Origin of the sequence: Nocardia colli, from assembly GCF_008704205.1 — a bacterium.
In the GTDB taxonomy this organism is placed as follows: Bacteria; Actinomycetota; Actinomycetes; order Mycobacteriales; family Mycobacteriaceae; genus Nocardia; species Nocardia colli.
Genome location: NZ_VXLC01000003.1, coordinates 749293 through 772950, shown reverse-complemented (window position 1 = coordinate 772950; position 23658 = coordinate 749293). Strand labels below are relative to the sequence as shown.

The window sequence follows — 23658 nt, the reverse complement described above, 5'->3', positions numbered from 1 at the left end:
CTATGCCGCTGTCGCTTACAGATGCAAGTACATTTGCACTCACGGCGCGAATGAACTCGGGCCGAAATCGAGCGAAACGGCGGTCGTCGCCGACCGCCGTCGGACCCCGCGGCCGGGCTACGGCTTGCGAGCTACTCCGCAGTAGGCAGAGATCGGCCTGGTCAGAGCCTTCTCGTCCGGCTCGGTGCGCCACTGCGTGAGTGAAACGAACCCTGGCGCAACGAGTTCGAGCTCGTCGAAGACGCCGCGGAGTTCGTCCTTGGATCGCGGGACGTACGGCGCGCCGCCGGTGCCGGAGTAGTTCTCGCAGAGCTTCACGTACTCCGCGCTGTCGTCGGTGCCGTCCCAGAGGACGAGGTAGCTGCCGGATGGCACGGCGGCCATGATCGTTCGTACGACACGCAGCAGGTCCGCATAGGACGCGGCGTGTCCGAGTACCCCCATGAACATCACGCCGATCGGCTGGTCGAAGTTCAATATGTTCTGCGCATCCGCGACGATGAGCCCGGGATCGTTGTAGTCGGCCTCTATATAGGTGGTCACGCCTTCGCGAGTCGTGTTGGTCAACAGGGCCCTTGACTGAACGAGCACCATTGGATCGTTGTCCACATAGACGACCTTCGCCTCCGGCGCGATCGCCTGGGCGACCTCATGGGTGTTCTGCATGGTCGGCAGTCCGGTACCGATGTCGAGAAACTGACGCAGGCCCGCCTCGCCGGCGAGGTAACGGACCGCGCGGATCAGGAACTGCCGCGACTGCCCCGCCATGGTGACGATCTCGGGGTCGATCTCGATGCCGGCGTCACCCGCGATCCGGTCGATCTCGTAGTAATCGTTACCTCCCATCCAGTAGTTCCAGATGCGCGCCGAGTGCGGAATGTCGGTCCGGATCACGGGGCTGTTGTCCTCTTCTGGCATGGGGTGAGGCTCCTCTGGAACGCCGATGCGGGCCGGTGTCGGCGGTGCGCATCGGGGGTTGTCGCGAATGACTGATTCATCCGATCTGCCCTGGGACAGTACAAGATTCAACGCTCCAGGATGCTCTCGTTCACCTGCTGACCAGTCGGTTCGTTGGCCGAAACGTCGGTGTCTCAGATCTCGGACCGAGTGGTCCGAATTAGTAGGCGCGCAGTGGCGAACTTCGTGCTATCGTCCAAACTGTTGGTGCAAATGCAAGAACGTTTGAGCGTGCATCTGCACGAACTGATTGGCCACAGTTGGCACAACCGAGGAGTGGGGAACATGTCGGAAACATCCACCAACAAAGTCACTGGCTCATGGCGCAAGAGCACGTACAGCAACCCGAGCGGGAACTGCGTCGAGGTCGCCGAGGCGACCAATGGCCAGGTAGCCATGCGGAACTCCCGCGATCCCGAAGGCGGGGTGCTCTTCTACACCCGCCCGGAAATCGATGCGTTCGTGCGCGGCGCGAAGGCCGGGGAGTTCGACTATCTGACGAGTTGAGCGGTAACATAAGCGATCGGTGCGGTGTGTTTCGCGACAGGTGGTTGTGACACACTGTGGGCAACCCCCGAGTATCGGAGACGAACTCAATGATCGCTGAACCCGACGACGATGGTCAGGTGCATCCCGTTGTCGCGGAACGTGGTCCGACAGTGCTTCGTATCGCACTGGGTGGCCAGTTGCGCAGGCTGCGAGAGGCCAGAGGAATCACCCGCGAGGCAGCGGGCGACGCTATCCGTGGCTCGCACGCCAAGATCAGTCGTCTCGAGTTGGGCCGCACCGGTTTCAAGGAACGCGATATCCGGGACTTGCTGTCGCTATACGGTGTCGACGACATCGACGAGCGGGAGCGGTTCCTCGATCTGGCCAGGCAGGCAAACGAACCCGGATGGTGGCATCGCTACAGCGATCTGCTGCCACAGTGGTTCGGCACCTACCTAGGTCTCGAACAGGCAGCGAGCAAGATCCGCACGTACGAAGCGCATCTTGTTCCCGGACTACTGCAGACACCCGAATATGCCAGGGCGGTAGTGGCACTCGGGTATGAGGATGCCGACACCGATCGGCGGGTCCAGGTACGACAGCGCAGGCAAGAGATCCTGCATCGATCGGATCCGCCGGTTGTGTGGGCGGTGATCGATGAGGCCGCGCTGCATCGGCCGGTCGGCGGACCCCGGGTGCACCGCGAGCAGATGGAGCACCTGATCAAGCTCGCCGAGATGCCGAACGTCACCGTTCAGGTGTTGCCGTACTCGGCGGGTGAACATGCCGCCGCGGGCAGCTCGTTCAGCATCCTCCGTTTCGCCGAGTCCGAACTGCCGGACATCGTTTACCTCGAACATCTCACCAGCGCACTGTATTTGGATCGGCGGCAAGACCTCGCGCTGTATCTGTCGGTGATGGATCGACTGAGCGTGCAGGCCGAGCGGCCGGAGAAGTCGATAGAGATCCTCGGGAAGTATGCCGAGGGCTACGGTTACTGATCGCCCGAGAGGGGATCATGGGGGAACCCGGCACTACGCATAAACCAGAACGCCACGCGTCACGAAGCCGGCCGTGGTGGCCTGGGGCGAGTGCTGTTCGGTGCCGCGAGGTTCGAGAGGGCCCGGTTTCTGTGCGCGAATCTGCGCAGCTTACCTACCCGCCGGGGATGTCACGTGACACGTCGCGTGCTGAACGATCCAGTGCACGATCAGCTACCAGGAATGCGCCCCCACGCCCGCTGTCTCTACTACCCGCTCGGTGGATAAGCGCATGCGACACAGAGCGAATCGGTGGGGGAGACCAGTGCGATGCCGCACCGATGACATGGAGTGATCGGGCGTCATGGCGAACGGTGCGGAGTGCCGGACGCCGGGATTCGGCACGGGGCAGGCAGTCGGCGGGCTGTGCCGGTTCGGCTCAGGCGCACTGCAATTCGGTACCGGCGCTGTGCGATTCGGTACGCGACAACTCGACGCCCGACAACTCGGCACGCGCGCAAGAAGATTCGGCACCGGCATGGTCCGATCCGACACAGCCACGGTGCAATTCCCTGACAGCGCAGGGTGTTCCGCTCCACGCATCGCGCAACTCGACGCCGCCGCAGCCGGATTCGCTGCGGGCGCAGTGCACTTCAACGCGGGGACGTCACCAGGTAGCACGTGCGCCGACGGGCACCTCGATCCGATTCGGCGCCTCAGTGCCTTGTGCCGCAAACCCTGCGCCGGAGGGTAGATCATCGCCAGTGGAGCTAGTTGGCTCAGCGCTTGCGGCACAAGGCAATTCGGCCTTCATCGGACATCGGGATGCCCGGAAGTCTCACTGCCTGATGAAGCTGGAGGCTATCCGCCAGAATGTCGACGGCTGCATCGTATGGAAGTCCCAGTCGTCGACCACATCGTGCGCCGTGGTCACGATCCGATCGATATCGAAATCGTGCCGGGTGGCCGCACCCTTGGACTCGACGGCATCGATGACGAACGCGACGGCGGTTTCCCGCGAGTACGCGGTGTTCCTTTGGCCGCTACGGGCCGACGGTGTGCTCATTTTTGTACCGTTCGCTGGTTTGTCGACCAGTGCGGCGGCGGCTATTCCGAGCCGAGCGCCGGAAAGTGGTTGGTTCATTCGAACGCCCCTGACGTTTGGCGGCGGCGGACCCACGGCGACTGCGGCCTTCGGCTCGACCATCCGGCCTCCCCTGGTTGTCCCCTGTAAAGCGTTGCGCGACTGAGTTTAGGTCGCTGCACCTTTCAGATGCAAGTACATCTGCACGATCGATTTGCAAGCGCACGTGCGGGATTCGGCGTCTGATTGTTTGCTGACACCGTGTACCAATAAGACGATCAGTTCACAAAAAGAACGTCTGTGCTGTAGTGAATCTGGGTACCCGGTTCGACATATCGGTCAGCGGCCGCCCGCATCGCCAGGAAATGGTCGGTGAAGCGATGCGCCTCGGCTGCCTCGTCATCGGTATATAGCTGGTAGAGGAAGAATCGATGGGGGTCGAGGCGATCGGCGCAGACATCGAAACGCAGGCAACCCGGTTCGTCCCGCAGTGCGGACACGGCGCTGCGCGAGATGGCGTCGAGGAAGTCGGCGCGCGATCCCTCCCGGATCTTCATGGATACGATGCGGCTGAACAAGGTTGCTCACTCCTAACGAGAAGGTGAACGTCAATCGGCAAGGGGGGCGGCATCGGCCGAAGTTGCCCGGTCGGCAAGTGTCGCGACGGCCCGGTCGATCGACGTGTCGCCGGCGATGAGTTCGAGTGTCGTGCCGGCGGTGTGGGTCGCGGGCAGTAGTTCGGCGATGACGGCGGCGACATCGGCCCTCGGGACATCGCCGCGCCCGACCGGCGGCGCGGCCAGCGTGACCAGGCCGGTCCCCGTGGAATCGACCAGCCGGCCGGGCCGCAGGATCGTCCAATCCAGCGCACGCTCGCGCAGATCGACTTCGGCCTGCGTCTTGGCGTCTATATAGGCGGCCCAGATGTCGTCGCTCCCGGGTGCGGGAGGTTGACCGGCGCCCATCGTGGAGATCTGCACGAAACGCCGTACGCCCGCCCGTTCGGCGGTGTCGGCCAGCCGGACGGAGCCGTCCCGGTCGACAGTGTACTTCCGTTCGGCACTGCTGCCCGGTCCCGCGCCCGCCGCGAAAACCACTGCGTCCGAACCGGCTACGGTGGCGAGCAGGTCCTCCGGGCCGGCCTGTTCCAGGTCGAGCAGCACGGGCTCGGCGCCGGTCGCGGTCACCTCGGCGGCGTGGTCCGGGTTGCGGATGAGCGATACCACCTGGTCGCCGCGCCGGGTGAGGGCCTCGGCGAGCAGCAGAGCGATCTTGCCGTGTCCGCCTGCGATGAGAATGCGCATGGGGTCGGTCCTTTCGATCGGGGGTGGTCCGGGTTCAGCGTTCGGGGCCACCCGGGTTGCAGCGCGCGTCGACGGTGGCCTGGTAGCCGACCGCCGGGCGCCAGGGTTCCAGATTCCAACTCGGCTTGTCCGGTTCTACCAGCCGGGCCCAGACCCAGTGGCAGATGAACTGGTCGCGCATGCCGGGCGTGTTCGCGTCGGGTGCTCGGCCGAGCACCTCCTGCCACGCGCGTTCGTCGGTCCCGGGGGTGGTGGTGCGGCGACCGGCGACAGTGGGATAGACAAGGAGCCGCGTGCCGTCGATGGCCTCGGTCCAGTCGGTGTGATCGATGAGCGGTAGCCCCGCATAGGGATCGACGGTGGGGGTGGCGGCCGGCTTCGCGGAGGTCGGCGGCGGTGTCGCGGAAACCGTTGTCGTGACCGGGGATACAGCGGCGGAATCGTTCGCGCCACAGGCCACCGCAGTCGGCAGCAGTGCGGCGCACAGCAGTACGGTCGTTCGGGCGTGGAATACGACGTCGGTCCGCCGCGGCAGGCGAGACGGCCGGTTCTGGTGCCGCACTCCGGCTCCTTTCCCATCGGGCACGGGCCGTGGCTGAACCCGGCCCTGCCCTTCGAGCCTAGCGACCGGCCGGTACCTACGACAGTTTCCGGCCCGGTGTCGAGCCCGGACAACTCCCGGCGACGGGCGGGCAACCGGCGCGCAGTCCCCGCATAGGCCACTGATTGTGGTGGCTTGCCCCGCGGAGTCGCGGTGGGGATAGTCGTTCGATGATGTGTGCACGGATCATGGCGGGGGCGGCTGGGGTCGTGATCTCGGTGGGAGTCGCGTTGGCGCCACAGGCGGCGGCAAGCGGCGGCGAGACGCCGGGGACGGTGACCGATCAGGTGGAACTGACCGGGCGATTCCGGGTCGACGGCGCGGAGACGGCGCAGCGGCTGACCTATTGGTCGCGCGGGCCGCGCGGGCCGATGCAGAGCACCGGCGTCGTCTACGTGCCGCCGGGTCCGCCGCCGCCGGGCGGGTGGCCGATCGTCGCCTACGCGCACGGCACCACCGGCATCGCCGATCAGTGCGCGTTCACCTTGGAACCTCGCGTCTACTATCTGGATTCGCTGTACCCGGAGCTGCTGCGCGCGGGGTACGCGGTGGTGATCTCGGACTATGTCGGGCTCGGCACGCCGGGCACGCATCCCTATCTCGACGGTCCCTCGCAGGCCCGCAGCGTGATCGACGGCGTCCGGGCCGCACGGGCGGTCGCGCCGACGCTGGGCACCGAGTGGGCCGTGCTCGGCCAGTCGCAAGGCGCGCAGGCCGCCCTGTTCACCGCCTCTCTCGGTCCGGCCGACGCGCCGGAACTCCAGCTGCGCGGCGCGGCCGCCACCGGTCCGCCGTCGAACTTGGAGCTGCTGATTCCGCTTGCCGGACCGTGGATTCCGCGCCTGCCGCTGGAGAAGACCCCCGCCTACGTCGCCATGCTGCTGGCCGGACTGCGGGCCAGCGCACCGGAACTCGACGTGGACAGCTACCTGACCCCGGCCGGTCAGGAAGCGCTGCGAGTAGTAGAGACGGAATGCATCACCGAGGCCAACGCCCGCCTGGCCGACGTGGCGATCGGCGACATGCTGGCCAAGCCGCTCGACGATCCGGCGCTGTGGGCAGCGGCCCGGACGATGATGCGAATTCCCACCGCCGGCTACACGATTCCACTGTTCATCGGTCAAGGTCTGACCGATATGGAGGTCCCGCCGCCGCTGACGGCGAAACTCCTTGCCGAGCTGCGCCTGTCCGGCACCGATCTCGAAACCCATCTCTACCCGGGCGATCACCTCGGTGCCGCGCGGGCGGCGTTGCCGGATGCCGTAGCCTTCCTGCATCGAGTTCTGGCGCCCGCCTGAGCGGTCGCCGGAATTGCGGTCGGTGCCAACTCGCACTGCCTGCCGATGTGCGGAATGTGCCGGGAATCGGCGACTTCCGGGCGGGCGCGCCGAAATCCGGTCAGTGCCAGAGCGATCGGCAGGGGAGCCGGCGCAATCCCGGGCGCAGCCTGCCGTCCACCGTGACGGTGAGCCCGGCGTGCACCGCGGCGGAGGTGAACTCCCACGCCTCCGTGCTGCTGGCCGCGTACTCGAGGATCATCGCGTCGTCGGGGGTCGGGCCGTCGAAGTAGACGGTGACCCGCCGCGTCGGAATCTCGTCGATGTCTTCGCGGTATGCGAGTTTGCGCGCAGTGCCATCCATGCCACCGTCTCCTTCCGAGCCGGGCGCGGCAGCCGCGCCGGTACTGCTGAAAGGTAGAGCCGCAGCATGGACGAGAACATGTTCCGTCTTGTTGGCTGGACATGTCACAGGACGGCGTCGCGGCGGTCGGGCAGTGTCACGAGCGAATGCGCATAACCGTCACAGACTGGTCGCTCCAAACTTGTGAGATCTCAACACGATCTCCGCCCTATCTGCCGCTCGGTGCCGAAATTGTCGAGGATGACTCACAACGTTGGACCATTCGAGAGGCACCTATCGATGAGTCAGGCCCTACGTTCGATGGGCAGGGGAGCGACCCGCACACGAGTGATCCGCGCGGTCGGCGCCATGGCGGCCGGGCTCGCGCTCGTCGCCACCATGGCCGGACCCGCGCACAGCGCGCCCCTCTATCCCGCACCGGACCCCGATCCCTTCTACGCGACTCCGGCCGACATCGCGGACAAGCAGCCCGGCGATGTGCTGGCGACCCGGGTGATGCCGCCGCTGCCGATCTTCCCGGACACCACGGTCACCGTCGTCCGCTTCCGCTCCACCAGCTCGGAAGACAAGCCGATCGCGGCGACCACCACGGTGCTCACCCCGCGCACGCACGCCAAAGACGGCCCGCTGCTGTCGTTTCAGCACATCATCAACGGACTCGGCGCCGAATGCTCGGTCTCCAAGGTCCTCTACACCGACGATCCGAACCTGGTCGTGCGCGAGGCGCCGGGCTGGAATGTGCTCCTGCAACGCGGCTGGACGGTCGCGCTGCCCGATCATCTCGGACCGAACTTCGCCTACGGCGCCGCGAAACTGGGCGGCCAGATCACCCTCGACGGCATCCGCGCGGTGCAGCGAGTGGCCGAGCTGGAGGTGCAGAAGAGTCCGGTGGCGATGGTCGGCTACTCCGGCGGCGGCATGGCCACCGCGTGGGCGGCCGCGCTCGCACCGAAGTACGCGCCCGAACTGAACATCTCGGGCGCGGCCATGGGCGGCGTGCCGATGAACCTGGTGAAGATGCTGGAGTCGCTCGGCCTCAGCTCGCACCCGGTGTTCGGGCTCGCGCTGGCGGCCGGCCTCGGCCTGGAACGGGAGTACCCCGACCGCTTTCCGCTCAGCGAGCAGCTGAACGATCGCGGCCTCGCGGCGCGCGCGAAGATGGCCAACAGCTGCACCAACGACATCCTCTCCGCGGGCGCCGGGCACGGCGCGCTCGATTTCGCGAAGACGACCTCGATGATCAACGACAGCACCGCGCGCCGCGTGGTGGAGGAGAACAGCCTCGAGCTCTACGACGGCGTGCCGAAAACGCCGGTCTTCGAATGGCATTCGCCGATCGACGGATTGATCCCGGTAGACGCCGTGGTGAACACCGACAAGCGCTGGTGTGCAGCCGGTGCAAAGGTGCAGACCGAGCAGATTCCGGTACCCGATCACCTGACCGCGGCGGTGCTCGGCATCCCGGATGCGTTGAACTGGCTCGACGCTCGTTTCAGAGGAGAACCGGCACCCAGCAACTGCTGAACGCTCGACCCGCACACCGCGCCGAAGTGATTCGTGATCAGCGACATTCGGCTCGGTTGTTGCGGTTCGGCCACGTGTCACACACAACTCGGTCGTTTCAGCGCGGTGTTGCGCGCACGGCGGGTTAGCCTGACTGTCTGGTACAACCAGGGGGCATTTTTCGGGGGCGGAAGCCGCAACTCCCTGGCCGCCAGGTGAACCCGACGTCCGCACCCGAAGGCGTGTGCCATGAGATGCTTGCCTGCCATTGCCGTGGCACTGCTGATCGTCTGCCCGACAGTGACCGGGCAGGCGGCCGCCGAGCCGTTGCCCGCGCCACCCGGCTGGCCGGCCCTCCCGGAATTGCCCCCGCTGCCACAGTTTCCCGGCCTGCTCCCGCCACCGCCGGACGGCGGCTCGCTGCTGCCCGGCGTGCAGAACCTGATCGATCAGGTGATTCCGCCGCCGCCGATCGGGCAGGCGCCGGAACCGGGCCCGCCGGTGTGGGAGGCAACCAGTCTGTCGCCGCCGCTGGTCGCGCTGCGCGATGCGTCGTTGCCGGGCAACGTCGGTGATCCGATCTTCGATGCCTGGCCGTTCGATCTCGCGGGGTACGCCGCGGGGCAGGTCATCGAGTCACGTGACGTCACCGCGACCACCGCGCCGCTCATGCTGCTGCCGATCCAGCGCGCGCAATTGTTGAAGTACCGCACCACCGACGCACACGGCGCACCCTCCTTCGCGACCGCCACGTTGGTGGTTCCGGCCGCGGCTTGGCCAGGCCCTGGCCCGCGTCCGGTCGTGGTGAACAACCTGCCGATCGATGCGCTGGGCCGTAGCTGCACGCCGGGATACACGCTCTCGCACGGCCTCAACCCCGACACCAGCGCCACCGACTTCATCCCGCCCACCACCTATGTCGCCGCGCTGCGCGGATACGCGGTGCTCATCCCGGACCACGAGGGGCCGTGGATGGCCTACGCCGAGCCGGTCGTCGCGGGCCACGCGGTGCTGGATTCGATCCGTGCCGTGCGCGGTCTGCTGCCGGATGAGTTCGGTGCGAGCAAATTCGGCATGACCGGATATTCCGGCGGCGCGATCGCCACGCACGGCGCGGTGAAGCTGATCGACGGGTACGCACCGGAATTGGCGGACGTGATCGTCGGCGCCGCGCTGGGCGGCGTGCCGGCGGACTACGAGATCCTGTCCCGGAGCATGAACGGCAACCTGGCCTCGGCGGTGTTCATGGCGGCGGTGTTCGGCATCGGCCGGGAGCGCCCCGAGATCCTGGCCAGGATGAACAATCTGGCGCAGTGGGTGGTCACCTCGCCCGCGAAGAACTTCTGCGGCAGCACCTACGGGCTGATCGGCGTGCTCATGCTGCCGATCGATATCGCCGCGAACATTCCGAATCCGCTGCATTCCGAGGTCGCCGACGATATTTACCGGGTGACCAAAATGGCGGATCTGAAATCCGGTACGCCGCTCTATATCTATAACGGCGAGCAGGAATTCTGGATCCCGGCCGAAGGGGCCCGCAATCTCTATCTCGAGCAATGCCGCCTCGGCGTGCCGTCGGTCTATCGGAGCGTGCTGGGGGAGCACGTCATCGCGGCTGCTCTTGGATATCCAGAAGCAATGCTCTGGTTGGATCAGCGCTTGCAGGGTGTGCCAGCACCGAATGAGTGCTGATGATTTGCCCCTTGTCCGGTGCGTCGTCAAGGCCACTGTGTAATCGGTGTTAGCGTTTCCCGCGTTTGCCGCGATCTACCACGGACGAACCCCTGCACCCGATGTCGGCTGGGCCGAGTCCGGGCCGGCTGCCCCTGCGATGCGACCCTGTCGCGTTTCGGTATTGTGGGCCGGTCCGGGCGAGCTCGACGCCAGGATTCGCGAAAGAGGCACATGAACGACATCACGACCACCGCGTCCGAACAGGCACTGGCCCTGGTGGGACGGCATTACCGGATGACCGAGCACTACGAGGTAGGCCGGGAGAAGATCCGCGAGTTCGCCCGCGCCGTGCACGACAAGCATCCGGCGCACTGGCACGAGGACGCCGCCGCCGAGCTGGGCTACGACGGCTTGGTCGCGCCGCTGACCTTCACCTCGATCGTGCTGATGCTGATGCAGCGCAACATGTTCGAGTCGGTGCTCACCGCCTACGACATCGGCCAGGTGTTGCAGACCGAGCAGTCGATCCAGGTGCACCGCCCGGTGCTGGCCGGCGATCAGCTGCACTGCGTCTCCTACATCGAGTCGTTCCGGCAGTTCGGCGACAAAGACTTCATGGTGACCAAGAACGTGCTCACCAACCAGCACAAGGAATTGCTGCAGACCGCGACCTCCACCGCCGTCGCGCAGACCGGCGTGGAAATCGCCGCGGAGCTGGTGACCGCGGTCGACGGCGTGATCATGACCGGCCAGTCCGGCGTCGACCGCCACGATGCCGCGGCGCAGCGGGCCGCGCTCGGCGCGGAGGCCGGCGTGGTCGAGTGCTTCGACGAGCCCGCGCAGGCCGACCCGCTCGATCGGCAGCGCACGCCGCGCACCATCCCCAGCTTCGACGACCTGTCCGTCGGCCTGGAACTGCCGGTGCGCTCGATGCCGCTCTCGCGCGGCGATCTGGTGAATTATGCTGGCGTGTCCGGTGATTCGAACCCGATCCACTTCAGTGACGTAGTCGCGCGCAGCGCCGGGCTGCCCGATGTCGTCTCGCACGGGCTGCTCACCATGGGCCTCGGCGCGGGTTATCTGACCTCGTGGCTGGGCGATCCGGCCGCTGTGACCGACTACGGCGTGCGGTTCGCCGGGTTCGCGCCGGTCGCGGCGACCAAGGCGAGCGAGATCGAGTTCCGCGGCAAGGTGAAATCGCTCGATCCGGAGCGGCGCACGGCGACCATCTCGCTCACCGCGACCTGTGACGGCCGCAAGCTGTTCGGGCGCGCGACGGCGGATATCGCGCTGCGCTGAGCGCGCCGCGCTGAGTAGTTGCGCCGATCTCGGTCCGCGCGCCGTTCGCGGCGGCCGCCGCGGCCCGGGATTTTGCGTTCTGGGCGGCCAGTGGACTCGCGGTCCGGCACCGGCACAGGGTCTTTCGTCAGTAGAAACAAGTAACTCCGGCATGGCAGACTCTAGGAATGCGTCCTTCGGAGGTGCGAAAACCGGCTGATTCCTCGCCGCTCGGCGGGGTGACGCCGGCGGGCGGACCGACCGTGCTGCGGATGATGCTCGGCAGCAGGCTGCGCAGACTCCGTGAAGGCTGCGGGATGACGCGTGAGGATGCGGGCGAGGCCATTCGCGGCTCGGACTCCAAGATCAGCAGGCTGGAACTCGGCCGCACCGGCTTCCGGGTGCGCGACCTGGTCGATCTGCTCGATCTCTACCAGGTGACCGATCCGACCGAACGCGAGGAATACCTCGAACTGGCCCGGCAGGGTAATGCCTCGGGCTGGTGGCATCGCGACAACGACTGGCTGCCCAAGTGGTACGACACCTATCTCGGCCTGGAACAGGCGGCGACGCTGGTCCGCGCCTACGAGCCGAGGGCAGTGCCGGAGCTGTTGCAAACCCCGGAGTACGCCCGCGCGCTGCTGTCGCTGGCCCATTCGGGCGAGCCGCAGCCCGCCATCGAGCGGCGGGTCGCGCTGCGGATGCGTCGTCAGGAGATGCTCGACCGCCCGAATCCGCCGCAGCTGTGGGTGGTCGTCGAGGAGGCGGCGCTGTCGCGGCCGATCGGCGGCTCCACCGTGTGGAACGACCAGATCGACCACCTGTTGCGGGTCGTGGCCAAGAACAACGTCATCGTCCAGGTGCTGGCCGATCACGTCGGCGGGCCCGCGCTGGCTGACGGCGCGTTCACCATCCTGCGCTTCGCCGAGGTCGACCTGCCCGACATCGTCTACCTACAGCAGCTCACCAGCGCGCTGTACCTGGACAAGCAGGGCGACCTGGACGCGTATCGCGCCGTGGCGAACCAGCTTTCGGTGCACGCCGCGCCGCCGGAGTACACCATCTCGCTGTTGCAGGCGCTGCGCCGCCGCCAGCCGCGGATCCTCGATCAGCCGTCCAGCATTCGCCGGGCCTGACCGCACCGCCCGCCTTGATGATTCGGCTCGGCCGGATTGGGCATTTGATAACCAAGCGAAGTTCGTAGCGCGCTCAGCAGGAACCAGCCCGCCCCGTTGAGCGACCCGAAACGAGCCGACCCTGGGCCCGAAGTATTGTCCCATTGGGACAATAAGGTGGTAAGCTGAAGACATGAGCGACGATGGTGTCGATCTCGATGGCCGTCGGCTGCGGACCAGGCGCAGCCGGGAAGCGTTGTCGCGCGCGGCCTTCGACCTGCTCACCGAGCGGGGGCTCGGCGCGGTCGCCGTCGAGGACATCGCGGTGCGGGCCGGTGTCACCCGGCGCACCTTCAGTCGCCACTTCACCTCCATCGCCGAAGCCATCCTCGGCGATGTCGACCAAGACGTTCACCTGTTCAACGAGGCGCTCTGCCGCCGCCCCCTGCACGAATCGCCGCTGCTCGCCTACCGCAACGCCGTACACGACTGGTTCGCCGTCGAATACGGCGGCGAACGCGCCGCGTTGCTGGCCCGGCGGTGGACGCTGTTCCAGCGCTTCGAAGACGAACCCGATCTGTTCGCCGGATATCAGCGCATTCGCATCGAAGGTCAGCGAGAATCGGTGCGGATCATCGCCGCCCGGCTCGACGTCGACCCGGAACGGGACGTGCGCCCGGCCACCGCGGTGGCCGCCGGGGCCGGCCTGCTCATCTCGGCGTTGCAAACCTGGGCCGCCGGCGACGATCCGAGCGCCCTGCCCGATCTCATCGAGGACTATTTCGCCACTCTCGTCGCACTCACCACCGAATTCCGGACCGAGGAGTCACCGTCATGACCACAGGGTCGGTGAATATGTATCGCAGGACGTGCCGCCGCGTCGGGCTGGATCGAAACCCGATGCGCCGCAGAGAAGATCGCGTGCAGACCATGGTCGCCGCGACGCTGGCGCTGGTGTTCCTGATCGTCGTTCCGGTGCTGGTGCTGACCGTGGGCGTCAGTGTGTATCACACGGAAACCGCTGTGGTGCAAGCCAAGACGGCGCAGCTGCATCAGGTCGACGCGACGGTGACCGAGACCGGAAAGGCGCCGCTGTACGCGCCGATCATGCCGGCCAAGGTGCAGTGGAAGGACGCCGACGGCGTCGTGCACACCGAGGACTATCAATCGACCACCCTCGTGCAGCCGGGGCAGTCGGTGACCATCTGGCTGAACGGCGCGGACAAGATCGTCGAGCCGCCGTCGGGCACCCAGGCGCTCAGCAAGGCGGTGTTGCTCACCGGCGGCGCGCTGCTCGGCGCGACGATCGTGGTGGCGGGCTGCTACTTCGCGCTGCGGCGCAGCCTGGACCGCCGGCGCCTGCGGATGTGGGAAATGGAATGGGCCACAGCGGATCTGCGCTGGGGCAGCCACAGCTGACCGAGAGTGCGGCGTGCCCGCCGGACGAGGGTAGGGTTCAGGCTCGGCGGGCACGTCGCGTGCCCGAGTCGCGGCGAACGACGGCCGGGCACGTCCTCGACGTTAGGTCATCGCGCCCGAAGCCGTTCGGCGCGAACGTGATCGCCGGAAACTCCACGAATTGATACCCGGTTGCGTTGTGACCCAACACAACCGGGTACTCGCGGTCAGACCGGCAGCAGGCTGTGCTTGCGCGGATTCGGCTTGACCGTGTCCTTCTCGCGCAGCAACCGCAGCGCCTTGCGGATCTCCAGCCGCGTCTGCGACGGCTCGATGACCGCGTCGATGTAGCCGCGCTCGGCGGCGATCCACGGGGTGGCCATGGTGGCGTTGTAGAAGTCGATCATCTGCTGCCGCACCGTGGCCCGCTGGTCGACCGGGGCCGCCTTGAGCTGCCTGCGCCCGACGATGCCGACCATGCTCTCCGCGCCCATCACCGCGATCCGGGCGGTCGGCCAGGCCAGGCTGATGTCGGCGCCGAGCTGCTTGCAGCCCATCACCGCGTAGCCGCCGCCGTAGGCCTTGCGGGTCACGACCGTCACGATCGGCACGGTCGCCTCGATCACCGCGCGGAAGAACCGCCCGCCGCGCTTGATCACGCCGTTGCGTTCCTCCTCGATGCCCGGCAGCACGCCCGGGGTGTCGACCACGAAGATGATCGGCAGCCCGTACGCGTCGCAGAGCCGGATGAAATGCGTCGCCTTGTCCGAGGCCTGCGCATCCAGCGCGCCGCCGAGCGCCTGCGGCTGGTTGGCGACCACGCCGACGCTGCGGCCGTCGACCCGGGCGAAACCGGTGATCAGGTTCTGCGCGGTACCCGCGCCCAACTCGTGGAAGTCGCCGTCGTCGAAGATCCGGATCAGGATCTCGTGCATGTCGTAGCCGACCTTGTCCGAATCCGGGATGATCGAATTCAGTTCGAGGTCATGGCTGGTCACCTCCGGCTCCAGGCCGGGATTCACCACCGGGGGCTGCTCCAGGCAGCTGGACGGCAGGTAGCTCAGGTAGTTACGCACCCAGTCGAACGCGGCCTGCTCGTCGGGCGCGACGTGGTGGACCGTGCCGTTGCGGGTCAGCGGCGCGGCGCCGCCGAGTTCCTCCGCGCTCACGTCGGCGCCGGTCACCTCCTTGGTGACCTCCGGCCCGGTGACGAACATGTACGACTTGTCCGTGGCGACCAAGACGTCCATGTTGACCGGCCCGTACACCGAACCGGCCGCGCACTTGCCGAGCATGACGGCCACCTGCGGCACATACCCGGACATGTCGCCCTGCCGCCGGCACATCAGCGCGTACCAGGCCAGCGAGGTCACCGCGTCCTGGATGCGGGCGCCGCCGGAGTCGTTGATCGCGACCACCGGGCAGGCGTTCTCGTAGGCGAACTCCATCGCGGCGGCGACCTTGCGGCCGAACATCTCGCCGACCGAACCGCCGTGCACGGTCTGGTCGTGCGCGATCACCACGACGGGCCGGTTGTCGATGCGGCCGCGGCCGGTGACCACGCCGTCGCCGTACATGGCGCCCGGCTGCGCCGACTGGCGCATCAGCGCGCCGATCTCGACGAAGCTGCCCGGATCGAGCAGCGCGCGCACCCGCTGCCGGGCGCTCGGTATTCCCTTGGCTTTGCGCTTCGCGATGCCGGTTTCGCCGGCGGGTTCCTCAGCAAGCTCCAGGATTCCCCGCAGCTCTTCCAGCTTCTCTCGCGTACCGCTCATGTGGTGTGTCATTGCCCTTCGAAAACTCTGCAGCGTCGCCGTACGGGGGCGCAGCGCTCGATGGTATCCCTGGTGAGAGCTACTGCACAGTTGTTCGTCACATCCCATGGGCGAGCTCACAGGTTTGGCCGTGGCGTCAGTGGTCCATGCGAGACCCACGCGGCCTGCGAAGGAGCGCGGTGTTTGTGCAACTTACCAGTCGATGCGCGGCGCGCCGATGACCGCGCCCGAGGATCGCCGAGATGTCTGTCCGGCGGCCGGAAGATGGCGTTAAGGTGACCTCGACGCAGCGCCGGAATGCGCGGTCGGCGCTGCGTCACACATTATTTCGGGGGTCCAGTGTTCGCATCGAAGCAAAAGTCGTCGTGCGTAGCGTACGGTACGGATGCCGGAATTCTTGGCGTCCAGCACAGTTGACATGACGAAACTCACTCCGGTGCTTGTGATTTCGCCCAACGAGTGACGTACCGACTGATGACTTACCTGATTTCGAGGGCGTATCCCGATTCGATCACGATCCGTCGCTAACCTTCGATAGTCATGACGGCTATGCGGGTTGGTTCGAGTTCCGAGAGTCTGGCGTCGAAACTGCTCGACTACCTGACGCCCCGAGCGGGCGGTGAGCTGTCCGGCGAGGTCGCCACGACCACGCGGGATTGCATGGCGGCGGCGGTGAAGTCGCTCGCGCCGCGTACCGCGCGGCGGGTAGCCGAGCCGACCGAAATCGCCGGCGCCGCAATGCGCTGGGCGCGCGAGGGAGTCGCGCTGGAAACCGTCCTGGCCGCCTATCACGACGAACTCCGCTCGGGCCTGGAATTCGTTGCGGCACATACCGATGACGACGACGGAGTAGCCGGCGCGCAGCTGATTCTGCGGGTGCTGGAAATGGTGACGGTCACCGCCTCGACCGCCTACGTCGACGAACATCGTTTGGTCGCAAGGGAACACCAGACCGCGGCGCAGACGATGGTGTCCGCGCTGCTCGGCGGGCACGCGGTCGGGGAGTTGGTGCACCAGACCGGGATCGCCGTCGCCCCCGCGTATCAGGTGGTGGCGCTGAGCATTCCGGCCCACCCCGACGAACGAAGACCCGGTGCCGGCACCGCCGCGGCCAGGCGCAAGTTGCGCAGAGTGCAAGCCGCACTGGCCGATCCGCTCGGCTCGCGCGCATTGTCGCTGCTGTCCGCGGCGGGCGGCACGGTGCTGGTGCCGGCCGATATCCGTCCCGCGCGGGTCGGTGCGCCATCGATGACCGCCGACGTCCTGACCGTGCTGACCGAGGCCGCCGAGGTGCCGCTGACCGCCGTGGTGGCCGCCGGCCCCACCGCGCGCATCCCCGAACTGGCCGCGCGCACCCACGACCTGCTCGACCGCATCCGCGCCGCGGGCCGGGCGCCCGGCCTGTACCGGGTGGCCGACCCGCAGGAGGCGACCGATTGTGATCCGGCCCAGCAAGTCCGGATACCCGTCGTCACCTCGACCAATGATCACGAAATCGGACGTTCCGCTTGATCTTTCCGGCTTAGTGTCGAATTTCGCCGCGCTGCCCGCGCCGAGCATAAGGAGCACGTGTGACGACCGCGTTGACCGATACCGATATTCTCCGCGAACTGGAACCCGTCGCCGAACGATTGCTCAACGAGCATCTGCGCAAAGCGAAAGCGTGGAACCCACACGACTACGTGCCCTGGGACGACGGCCGTAATTTCGCCGCGATGGGCGGAATAGATTGGGAGCCCGGTCAATCCAAGCTCACCGAGGTGGCCCGGACCGCGATGGTGACCAACCTGCTCACCGAGGACAATCTGCCTTCCTATCACCGGGAGATCTCGGAATCGTTCTCCCTGGACGGGGTCTGGGGTACCTGGGTAGGGCGCTGGACGGCCGAGGAGAACCGGCACGCCATCGTCATGCGCGATTATCTGGTGGTCACCCGCGCGGTCGATCCGGTGCTGCTGGAACAGGCCAGGATGGCGCATATGACCACCGGGATCGCGAAACCGGTGAAGGGGCCGCAGTTTCTGCGTTCGGTCGCCTATGTGACATTGCAGGAATTGGCCACCAGAATCAGCCACCGGAACACCGGAACCGCCTGCGCCGAACCCATCGCCGAGCGTATGCTCCAACGGATCGCCGCCGACGAAAACCTGCACATGATCTTTTATCGCAACATCAGCGCCGCCGCTCTCGACCTGATGCCGAACGAGACGCTTCGTGCCATCACCGACATCGTCACGCGCTTCCAGATGCCCGGACTCACCCAGCCGAACTTCCGCCGCAACGCGGTCGTGCTGGCCAAGCACGGCATCTACGACCTACGCCAGCACCTGGACGTCGTGGTGCGGCCCGTATTACGCGCGTGGAATGTGTTCGAGCGCACCGACCTGTCCGGCGACGGGGAACGAGCCCGCGATCAGCTCAGCGCCTACCTCGACGAATTAGCCGAGAAGGCAACCCGATTCGAGGAACAGCGAGACCGGGTGGCGGCCCGGCAGGCAGAACGAGCCGCCGCCACCCGATGAGCTACCGAGGCACGATCAGCGCGGCGGCGATGGCAGTCATCGCCGCGACGGTCGCGGTGCCCGCGGTCGCGGATCCGCCCGGCGTGCCGAGCGCGCCGCCGCCCGCGGTCGATCCGGCGATGACCCGGAGCGGGTTGATCTCGATCGACACCGTCGGCCCGCACCGCGACCACCTCAGGATCGCGTCGGCGGCTATGCGCCGGATCATCGAGGTCGACGTGCTGCGCGGCACCGGTTCCGGACCGCGCCCGACGCTCTACCTGCTCGACGGGGTCGACGGCGAAACCACCTCGGGCTGGCTCAGCAAGGGCGGCGCCGCGGAGTTCTTCGCGGACAAGCCGGTCGACGTGGTGCTGACCAGCGGCGGCACCGGCAGCATGTACAGCGACTGGGATCGGCACGACGCCGCCCTGGGCCTCAACCGCTGGGAAACCTTTCTCACCGAGGAACTTCCGCCGATCGTGGAATCGCTGCTGAAATCGAACGGCCGCCGCGCCATCGCCGGCGTCTCGATGGGCGCGCAGGCGGCAATGATGCTGGCCCAACGACATCCGGGCCGCTACCGCGCGGTGGCGGGCATGAGCGGCTGCTACTCCACCGCGGATCCGCTCGGGCACGCTGTCACCACCATCACCGTCGCCTCGCGCGGCGGCAATGTCGAGAACCTCTGGGGCCCACCGAGTTCCCCGGAATGGGCCGAGCACGACAGCCTGCTCGGCGCGGAGGAACTGCGCGGCACCGCGATCTACCTCTCCGCCGCGACCGGCGTGCCGACCGGTGCCGACCTGGTCGCCATCGCGCAGTCGCCGACCGTCGTCGACGCACTGCGCCTGGCCGGCGGCGGCGCGGCGCTGGAGGCCGGCGCGCGCGCCTGCACCGAGCGGTTCGCGGGACGACTGAACGAGCTGAACATCCCCGCCACCGTCGAATACGACGCCGCGGGCATGCACTCCTGGCCCGACTTCGAGGCGGAACTGCCGCGCGCCTGGGCCGTGCTGTCGAAGGCGCTGGAGCTGCCGTCGCCGAAGTGACCGTCGACGCAGCGCGGAATCACCGGGCCTCCGTCGCGTTGACACAGATATGACCTCGGCACTTCCCTCCGTCCGGTTCTCCATCCTGGACCGCTCCCGCGTCCGGCGCGGCCAGAGCCATCCCGCGGCCTTGCGCGACACCGTGGAGTTCGCGCGCCTCGCCGAGGAGTGGGGTTATCACCGGTTCTGGGTGTCCGAACATCACAGCGTGCCCGGCGTGGCTGGCTCGGCGCCGACCGTGCTCGCCGCGGCCGCCGCGGCGGCGACCGAACGCATCCGGATCGGCACCGGCGGGGTGATGCTGCCCAACCATCAGCCGCTGATCGTCGCCGAACAGTTCGGGGTGCTGGAATCGCTGTACCCGGGACGGATCGACATGGGCCTGGGCCGCTCGGTCGGCTTCACCGACGGCGTGCGCCGCGCGCTCGGCCACGACAAGCGTGCCGCGGAGGACTTCGACGCCCAGCTGAGCGAGCTGCTCGACTACTTCGACCACGGCCGCAGCGGCGTGCACGGCTGGCCCGCCGAGGGGCTGCGGATTCCGGCGTTCCTGCTGGCCACCGGTTCGGGCGCGGAGCGAGCCGCGCGGTTCGGGCTGCCGCTGGTCATCGCCGCGGTGGGCGGGGTGGATCGGATGGTCGAGGCGATCGAGCGCTACCGGGCCGAATTCCAGGCCACCGCGTGGGGCGCCGAGCCCTACGTCATGGTGTCGGGCTCGGTCGTCATCGCCGATACCACCGCGGAAGCGCACCGGCTGCTGCTGCCGGAAGCCTGGTCGAACGCGTACTCCCGCACCCGCGGCGAATTCCCGACGTTGATCCCGCCCGCCGAGATCGAGACGCTGACCATGACCGATCGGGAGCGCCGGATCTTCGAGGAAGCATTGCTCGGTCACGTGCACGGCACCGAGGACGAGGTCGCCGACCAGCTGGAGCGCTTGGTCACCCAGACCGGCGCCGACGAAATCCTTGTGCACACAAGCACTTACGATCGCGAGGCCCGGTTGGAGTCGCATCGCCGGCTGGCCCGGCTGGTGGGCCTGCTCAGCTCCGAGCGTGCCGCAGTCTGATCAATCGCGAAGGGGGAAGCGCACTTCCGCCGCCGCGTAACCGAACAGCCTGCGCCCATCCGATCGGGCGTCGATCGCGATGGTGGCGCGCCGCCGGCGCGGATCGAGCGAGGTCACCCGGCCGGTGAGCTCGATCGCGCTCGTCGCGAACGGCGGAATCCGCAGCGAGTGCGTGAAATGCGCGAACTGCGCACGGAACCTGGTCACCGCGCCCGGATCACCCAGCCAGGAGCTCAGGAATGCCGCCGCCATACCGAGTTTCAGCATGCCGGGCGCGTCCGCGGACGGCAGCCCGCGCACCGTCGCGTCGTCGCAACCGGCCGGCTCGGTGTCGCCGACCACGGCCGCGTAATTCGCCAGATCGCCGTGCGAGAGCCGCACGGTTCGCGATGGCAGCTCGGTGCCGACCGCGAGCGCATCGAAATCGACTGTGGTGCGCGGCATTCGGCTACCGCACGGCGGCGCGACCCGGTCCGCGCTCGCCACACAGAGCTGCCCGGGCCCGGCGGGGGAGTAGCCCCGCATAGCGATGTCGCGCACGGTCTCGGCCAACCGCGGATCGGCGAGCCCGGTCCGGGCCAGCAGGGCGGTCGAGCCGGTCTGCACCGTCTCGCCGTGCTGATCGACCAGCACGCTCTTGATCGACAGCACGTCGTAGTCGGCGAAATGCCGGAAGGACTCGAAATAGATGTCGCAGGTCAGCCGGTCGCCCGCGACCAACGGGCGGCCGAGGTCGAGAACTTGGTCGGCGTGCAGAATCCGGGACGATCGATAGCCGGTGAGCACCGTATCCAGAATTTCCCGCTGCACCCGGCTCAGGATGATCGAGGAGAAGGTGGCCGGCGCGAGCAGTCCGGGAAAACCGAGATCGGCCGCGGCGTCCGCGCTCCAATGCGCCGGATGATAATCCTGGACGGCCCGGGCGAATTCCCGAATCTTTTTCCGGCTCACGTCATAAGGCGTCGTCGAACGATAACGACGATCGACCAGGGCTCGCACCTGCTCGGCGGCATTCACAGAGATATCGCGCATGATTTGCTCCTTTTACGAACCGGGACCGAATTGCCACGTGAGGCGCGGCACCTGATCGGGCGTGACCGCGCCGACCACCTGCACGCCCGCGGCGGTGAACGTGCCGACGGCGCGGTCGATATGGTCGGCCGAGGTGACCACCACGGCGTCGCGCGCGCCGATCGCGCGCATGATCCGCGCGGAGCGTTCGGCGTTCTGCACGGTCGAGTCCGCGTCCGGCTCCAGATGGATTCGTTCGGGCGGAATACCGTGCTGGACAAGCCAATCCGCCATCGCCCTGGCCTCGGTGATGCCGTTGTGCGGGTTGCCGCCGGTGACGATGATCGGCGACGCGGGCGCGAGCAGGGCCTGCACGAATCCGGCATGCAGGCGGTCGACCAGCTCCGGGCGCATGCTGCCGTCGGGTAGCAGGCCGTAGCCGAGCACCACGATCGCGGTCGCCGGACCATGCAGTGCGGGAAGGGGTTCCGGCGCCGGCGGAACCAAACTGCGCAGGACGTCCGGCAATGCGATGTCGGCCGAACCGGTGCTGTCGGCGACGGCGGCGGGCAGGTGCACCAGGGCGGCCGCGACGGCGACCGCGCCGAACAGGGTGCGGACGGTGCGCCGTACCGTGCACGCGGCGCCGCGGTAGTTCGATGAGACGGAAGCGAACATGGCGGTCTCCCAGTGTTTGCCACCGGTTTCGCGCCGATGGCTGGAAAAGATTCACCCATGGTCGGTCGTAGCGCCTATTCGCTCCATAATTCCGTTACTTATCTGGACACCTCACCGTCGCGCACGGCCGCTGCTTAGAGAAAGGCACGTGCCGCACTGTGCCGTTTAACTAACCGCGACAGCGGGATTGGTGAGCTGTCCAGGAAGCGCGTCGACCGATGGGTTGCCCGCCGGTTCGGTTTTAGCGTTGGCGCAGTTTCGGTGCCGTCGACCGGCATACCTCGGCGCCGCTACTCGAATTCTGTGCTCGACGTAGGAAGGCATGCAATGAAACGAAGTACCTTCGGCCGTTCATCGCTGACGGCGGCGGTGATCACGGGTGTCTCGGTGCTGGTCATGGGGATCGCCGGTGTCGGTGCGAGTGCCGAGCCCGCGGCGCAATCCGCGGAGCAGGAGCTCGCCGACTACATCGCGGCAGGCCGCACGGCGGCGCCGGTCGCGGATTCCGGCAGTTCGTCCGGCTCCGCGTGCAACTCCGGCAGCGGCGCCGGCTCGGGCAACGGCTCGGGTAACTGCTTCGGCGGCTCCGGCAGCAGCTCCGGGCTGAACGGCGGATACGCCAGCGACACAGTCGGTTACGGCCCGGCGGCGACGTCCTGGCTGGCCGCGTTCGGCTACGGCCTGCTGAACCCCGATGTCGCGCCGCCGGGCGCCAACGATTGGAACTGCAAGCCGACCGCCGCGCATCCGCGCCCCGTGGTGATGCTGCACGGCACCTGGATGAACGCGTACAACGGCTTCGCGTACATGGGCCAGCCGATCAAGGACGCCGGCTTCTGCACGTTCACCTTCAACTACGGCCGGTCCAACCTGATCCAGGGCGGCGGCCTCGGCTCGGTGCTGCCCGGCGTGATGGGCACCGGCTATATCCAGGACTCGGCCAAGCAACTGGAGACCTTCGTCGATCGAGTGCTCGCCGCCACCGGGACCGCCGAGGTCGATATCGTGGCGCACTCTCAGGGCGGCGCGATGGCGAACTGGTACACCAAGTTCAACGGCGGCGCGGCCAAGGTGAAGAACCTGGTCACCCTCGGCGCGACGCATCACGGCACGTCGCTGGACGGGATCGGCGCGCTCGGCCGGGCGATCAACAACTTCGGCATCGACATCCTCGGCTTCATCGAGATCTTCGTCGGCCACGCGGGTATCCAGCAGACCATCGGCTCGGACTTCGTCAACCAGCTCAATGCCGGCGGCGACACCGTCCCGGGCGTCGACTACACGGTCATCGGCACCCGCTACGACGAGGTCACCAATCCCTACGACCTGACCTTCCTGAAGGCGGGTCCCGGCGCGACGGTGCAGAACATCACCCTCCAGGACGGTTGCGAACAAGACGTTTCGGACCATCTGACGATGATGTACTCGCCGCGGGCGCTGTCCATCGCACTGCGCGCCCTCGACCCGGTGGGACACCCCAACCTGGAGTGCACCTTCAACCCGTGGCTGATCGGCGGCGGGGGCGGGCTGTAGCACCCGAATAGGCGT

At 67.3% G+C, this 23658-nt stretch carries 23 protein-coding genes; 14 read left to right on the top strand and 9 right to left on the bottom strand.

The genetic code is table 11. From position 1 onward, the window contains the following. Positions 1-117 precede the first annotated feature (117 nt). The gene (locus tag F3087_RS10295; protein WP_150401596.1) at positions 118-918 is read right to left on the bottom strand and encodes an SAM-dependent methyltransferase; all 801 of its coding nucleotides are present in this window, start codon (positions 916-918) and stop codon (positions 118-120) included. Between the two features lie 324 nt (positions 919-1242). On the opposite strand from F3087_RS10295, the gene F3087_RS10290 reads away from it, so the two are divergent. Continuing rightward, the gene (locus F3087_RS10290) at positions 1243-1464 is read left to right on the top strand and encodes a DUF397 domain-containing protein (RefSeq protein WP_150401595.1); all 222 of its coding nucleotides are present in this window, start codon (positions 1243-1245) and stop codon (positions 1462-1464) included. A gap of 89 nt (positions 1465-1553) precedes the next feature. Beyond that, entirely contained in the window at positions 1554-2447 is an 894-nt protein-coding gene (locus F3087_RS10285; protein ID WP_150401594.1) for a helix-turn-helix domain-containing protein, read from the top strand. Positions 2448-3264: 817 nt separating this feature from the next. On the opposite strand, the gene F3087_RS46515 is transcribed toward F3087_RS10285, so the two are convergent. From F3087_RS46515 to F3087_RS10265, 4 genes are all read right to left on the bottom strand, one after another. Beyond that, on the bottom strand, positions 3265-3492 hold the full coding sequence (locus F3087_RS46515) for a hypothetical protein (RefSeq protein ID WP_223884972.1): 228 nt from the start codon (positions 3490-3492) through the stop codon (positions 3265-3267). 296 nt (positions 3493-3788) lie between these two features. Then, the gene (locus tag F3087_RS10275; RefSeq protein ID WP_223884971.1) at positions 3789-4067 is read right to left on the bottom strand and encodes a putative quinol monooxygenase; all 279 of its coding nucleotides are present in this window, start codon (positions 4065-4067) and stop codon (positions 3789-3791) included. A gap of 51 nt (positions 4068-4118) precedes the next feature. After that, the gene (locus tag F3087_RS10270; RefSeq protein WP_150401591.1) at positions 4119-4814 is read right to left on the bottom strand and encodes an SDR family oxidoreductase; all 696 of its coding nucleotides are present in this window, start codon (positions 4812-4814) and stop codon (positions 4119-4121) included. A 34-nt stretch (positions 4815-4848) separates the two neighbouring features. Beyond that, complete coding sequence (locus F3087_RS10265; RefSeq protein WP_223884970.1) at positions 4849-5376, bottom strand: DUF2599 domain-containing protein; 528 nt, start codon at positions 5374-5376, stop codon at positions 4849-4851. Between the two features lie 209 nt (positions 5377-5585). On the opposite strand from F3087_RS10265, the gene F3087_RS10260 reads away from it, so the two are divergent. After that, complete coding sequence (locus tag F3087_RS10260; RefSeq protein WP_223884969.1) at positions 5586-6713, top strand: lipase family protein; 1128 nt, start codon at positions 5586-5588, stop codon at positions 6711-6713. A gap of 100 nt (positions 6714-6813) precedes the next feature. Here F3087_RS10260 and F3087_RS10255 read toward each other — a convergent pair whose 3' ends face one another. After that, complete coding sequence (locus tag F3087_RS10255; RefSeq protein WP_150401590.1) at positions 6814-7056, bottom strand: hypothetical protein; 243 nt, start codon at positions 7054-7056, stop codon at positions 6814-6816. 279 nt (positions 7057-7335) lie between these two features. On the opposite strand from F3087_RS10255, the gene F3087_RS10250 reads away from it, so the two are divergent. From F3087_RS10250 to F3087_RS10225, 6 genes are all read left to right on the top strand, one after another. Then, on the top strand, positions 7336-8580 hold the full coding sequence (locus tag F3087_RS10250) for a lipase family protein (RefSeq protein ID WP_396897543.1): 1245 nt from the start codon (positions 7336-7338) through the stop codon (positions 8578-8580). 228 nt (positions 8581-8808) lie between these two features. Then, the gene (locus tag F3087_RS10245; RefSeq protein WP_150401589.1) at positions 8809-10251 is read left to right on the top strand and encodes a lipase family protein; all 1443 of its coding nucleotides are present in this window, start codon (positions 8809-8811) and stop codon (positions 10249-10251) included. Positions 10252-10464: 213 nt separating this feature from the next. Further along, positions 10465-11532 carry a fused (3R)-hydroxyacyl-ACP dehydratase subunits HadA/HadB gene (locus F3087_RS10240; RefSeq protein ID WP_150401588.1) on the top strand — a complete coding sequence of 356 codons (1068 nt, stop codon included), beginning with the start codon at positions 10465-10467 and terminating at the stop codon, positions 11530-11532. Between the two features lie 167 nt (positions 11533-11699). Continuing rightward, positions 11700-12647, top strand: a complete 948-nt coding sequence (locus F3087_RS10235) for a helix-turn-helix domain-containing protein (RefSeq protein ID WP_150401587.1) — start codon at positions 11700-11702, stop codon at positions 12645-12647. Between the two features lie 172 nt (positions 12648-12819). Further along, positions 12820-13464 (top strand): TetR/AcrR family transcriptional regulator, encoded by a 645-nt coding sequence (locus tag F3087_RS10230; protein WP_150401586.1) that lies wholly within the window; start codon positions 12820-12822, stop codon positions 13462-13464. Then, positions 13461-14045, top strand: a complete 585-nt coding sequence (locus tag F3087_RS10225) for an Rv1733c family protein (RefSeq protein WP_150401585.1) — start codon at positions 13461-13463, stop codon at positions 14043-14045. The genes F3087_RS10230 and F3087_RS10225 overlap by 4 nt, the downstream gene beginning before the upstream one ends. A gap of 206 nt (positions 14046-14251) precedes the next feature. On the opposite strand, the gene F3087_RS10220 is transcribed toward F3087_RS10225, so the two are convergent. Next, positions 14252-15799, bottom strand: coding sequence for an acyl-CoA carboxylase subunit beta (locus tag F3087_RS10220; protein ID WP_150401584.1), 1548 nt, complete (start codon positions 15797-15799; stop codon positions 14252-14254). Between the two features lie 540 nt (positions 15800-16339). Here F3087_RS10220 and F3087_RS10215 point away from each other — a divergent pair. Genes F3087_RS10215 through F3087_RS10200 form a run of 4 tightly spaced genes read left to right on the top strand, consistent with a single transcriptional unit; the run spans position 16340 to position 20421 of the window. Then, positions 16340-17311 carry a transcriptional regulator gene (locus F3087_RS10215; protein WP_223884968.1) on the top strand — a complete coding sequence of 324 codons (972 nt, stop codon included), beginning with the start codon at positions 16340-16342 and terminating at the stop codon, positions 17309-17311. Between the two features lie 59 nt (positions 17312-17370). Next, positions 17371-18321, top strand: coding sequence for an acyl-ACP desaturase (locus F3087_RS10210; protein ID WP_150401583.1), 951 nt, complete (start codon positions 17371-17373; stop codon positions 18319-18321). After that, complete coding sequence (locus F3087_RS10205; RefSeq protein ID WP_150401582.1) at positions 18318-19352, top strand: alpha/beta hydrolase; 1035 nt, start codon at positions 18318-18320, stop codon at positions 19350-19352. Before F3087_RS10210 ends, F3087_RS10205 begins: the two co-directional genes overlap by 4 nt. 49 nt (positions 19353-19401) lie before the next feature. After that, positions 19402-20421 (top strand): LLM class flavin-dependent oxidoreductase, encoded by a 1020-nt coding sequence (locus F3087_RS10200; RefSeq protein WP_150401581.1) that lies wholly within the window; start codon positions 19402-19404, stop codon positions 20419-20421. Here the strand turns inward: F3087_RS10200 and F3087_RS10195 are convergent, their stop codons facing one another. Both F3087_RS10195 and F3087_RS10190 read right to left on the bottom strand, forming a co-directional pair. Then, positions 20422-21453 (bottom strand): fused (3R)-hydroxyacyl-ACP dehydratase subunits HadA/HadB, encoded by a 1032-nt coding sequence (locus F3087_RS10195; RefSeq protein ID WP_150401580.1) that lies wholly within the window; start codon positions 21451-21453, stop codon positions 20422-20424. Positions 21454-21465: 12 nt separating this feature from the next. Beyond that, positions 21466-22110 (bottom strand): YdcF family protein, encoded by a 645-nt coding sequence (locus tag F3087_RS10190; protein WP_150401579.1) that lies wholly within the window; start codon positions 22108-22110, stop codon positions 21466-21468. Positions 22111-22437: 327 nt separating this feature from the next. Between F3087_RS10190 and F3087_RS10185 the strand changes: the two genes are divergently transcribed. Then, the gene (locus F3087_RS10185) at positions 22438-23643 is read left to right on the top strand and encodes an esterase/lipase family protein (RefSeq protein WP_150401578.1); all 1206 of its coding nucleotides are present in this window, start codon (positions 22438-22440) and stop codon (positions 23641-23643) included. Positions 23644-23658 lie beyond the last annotated feature (15 nt).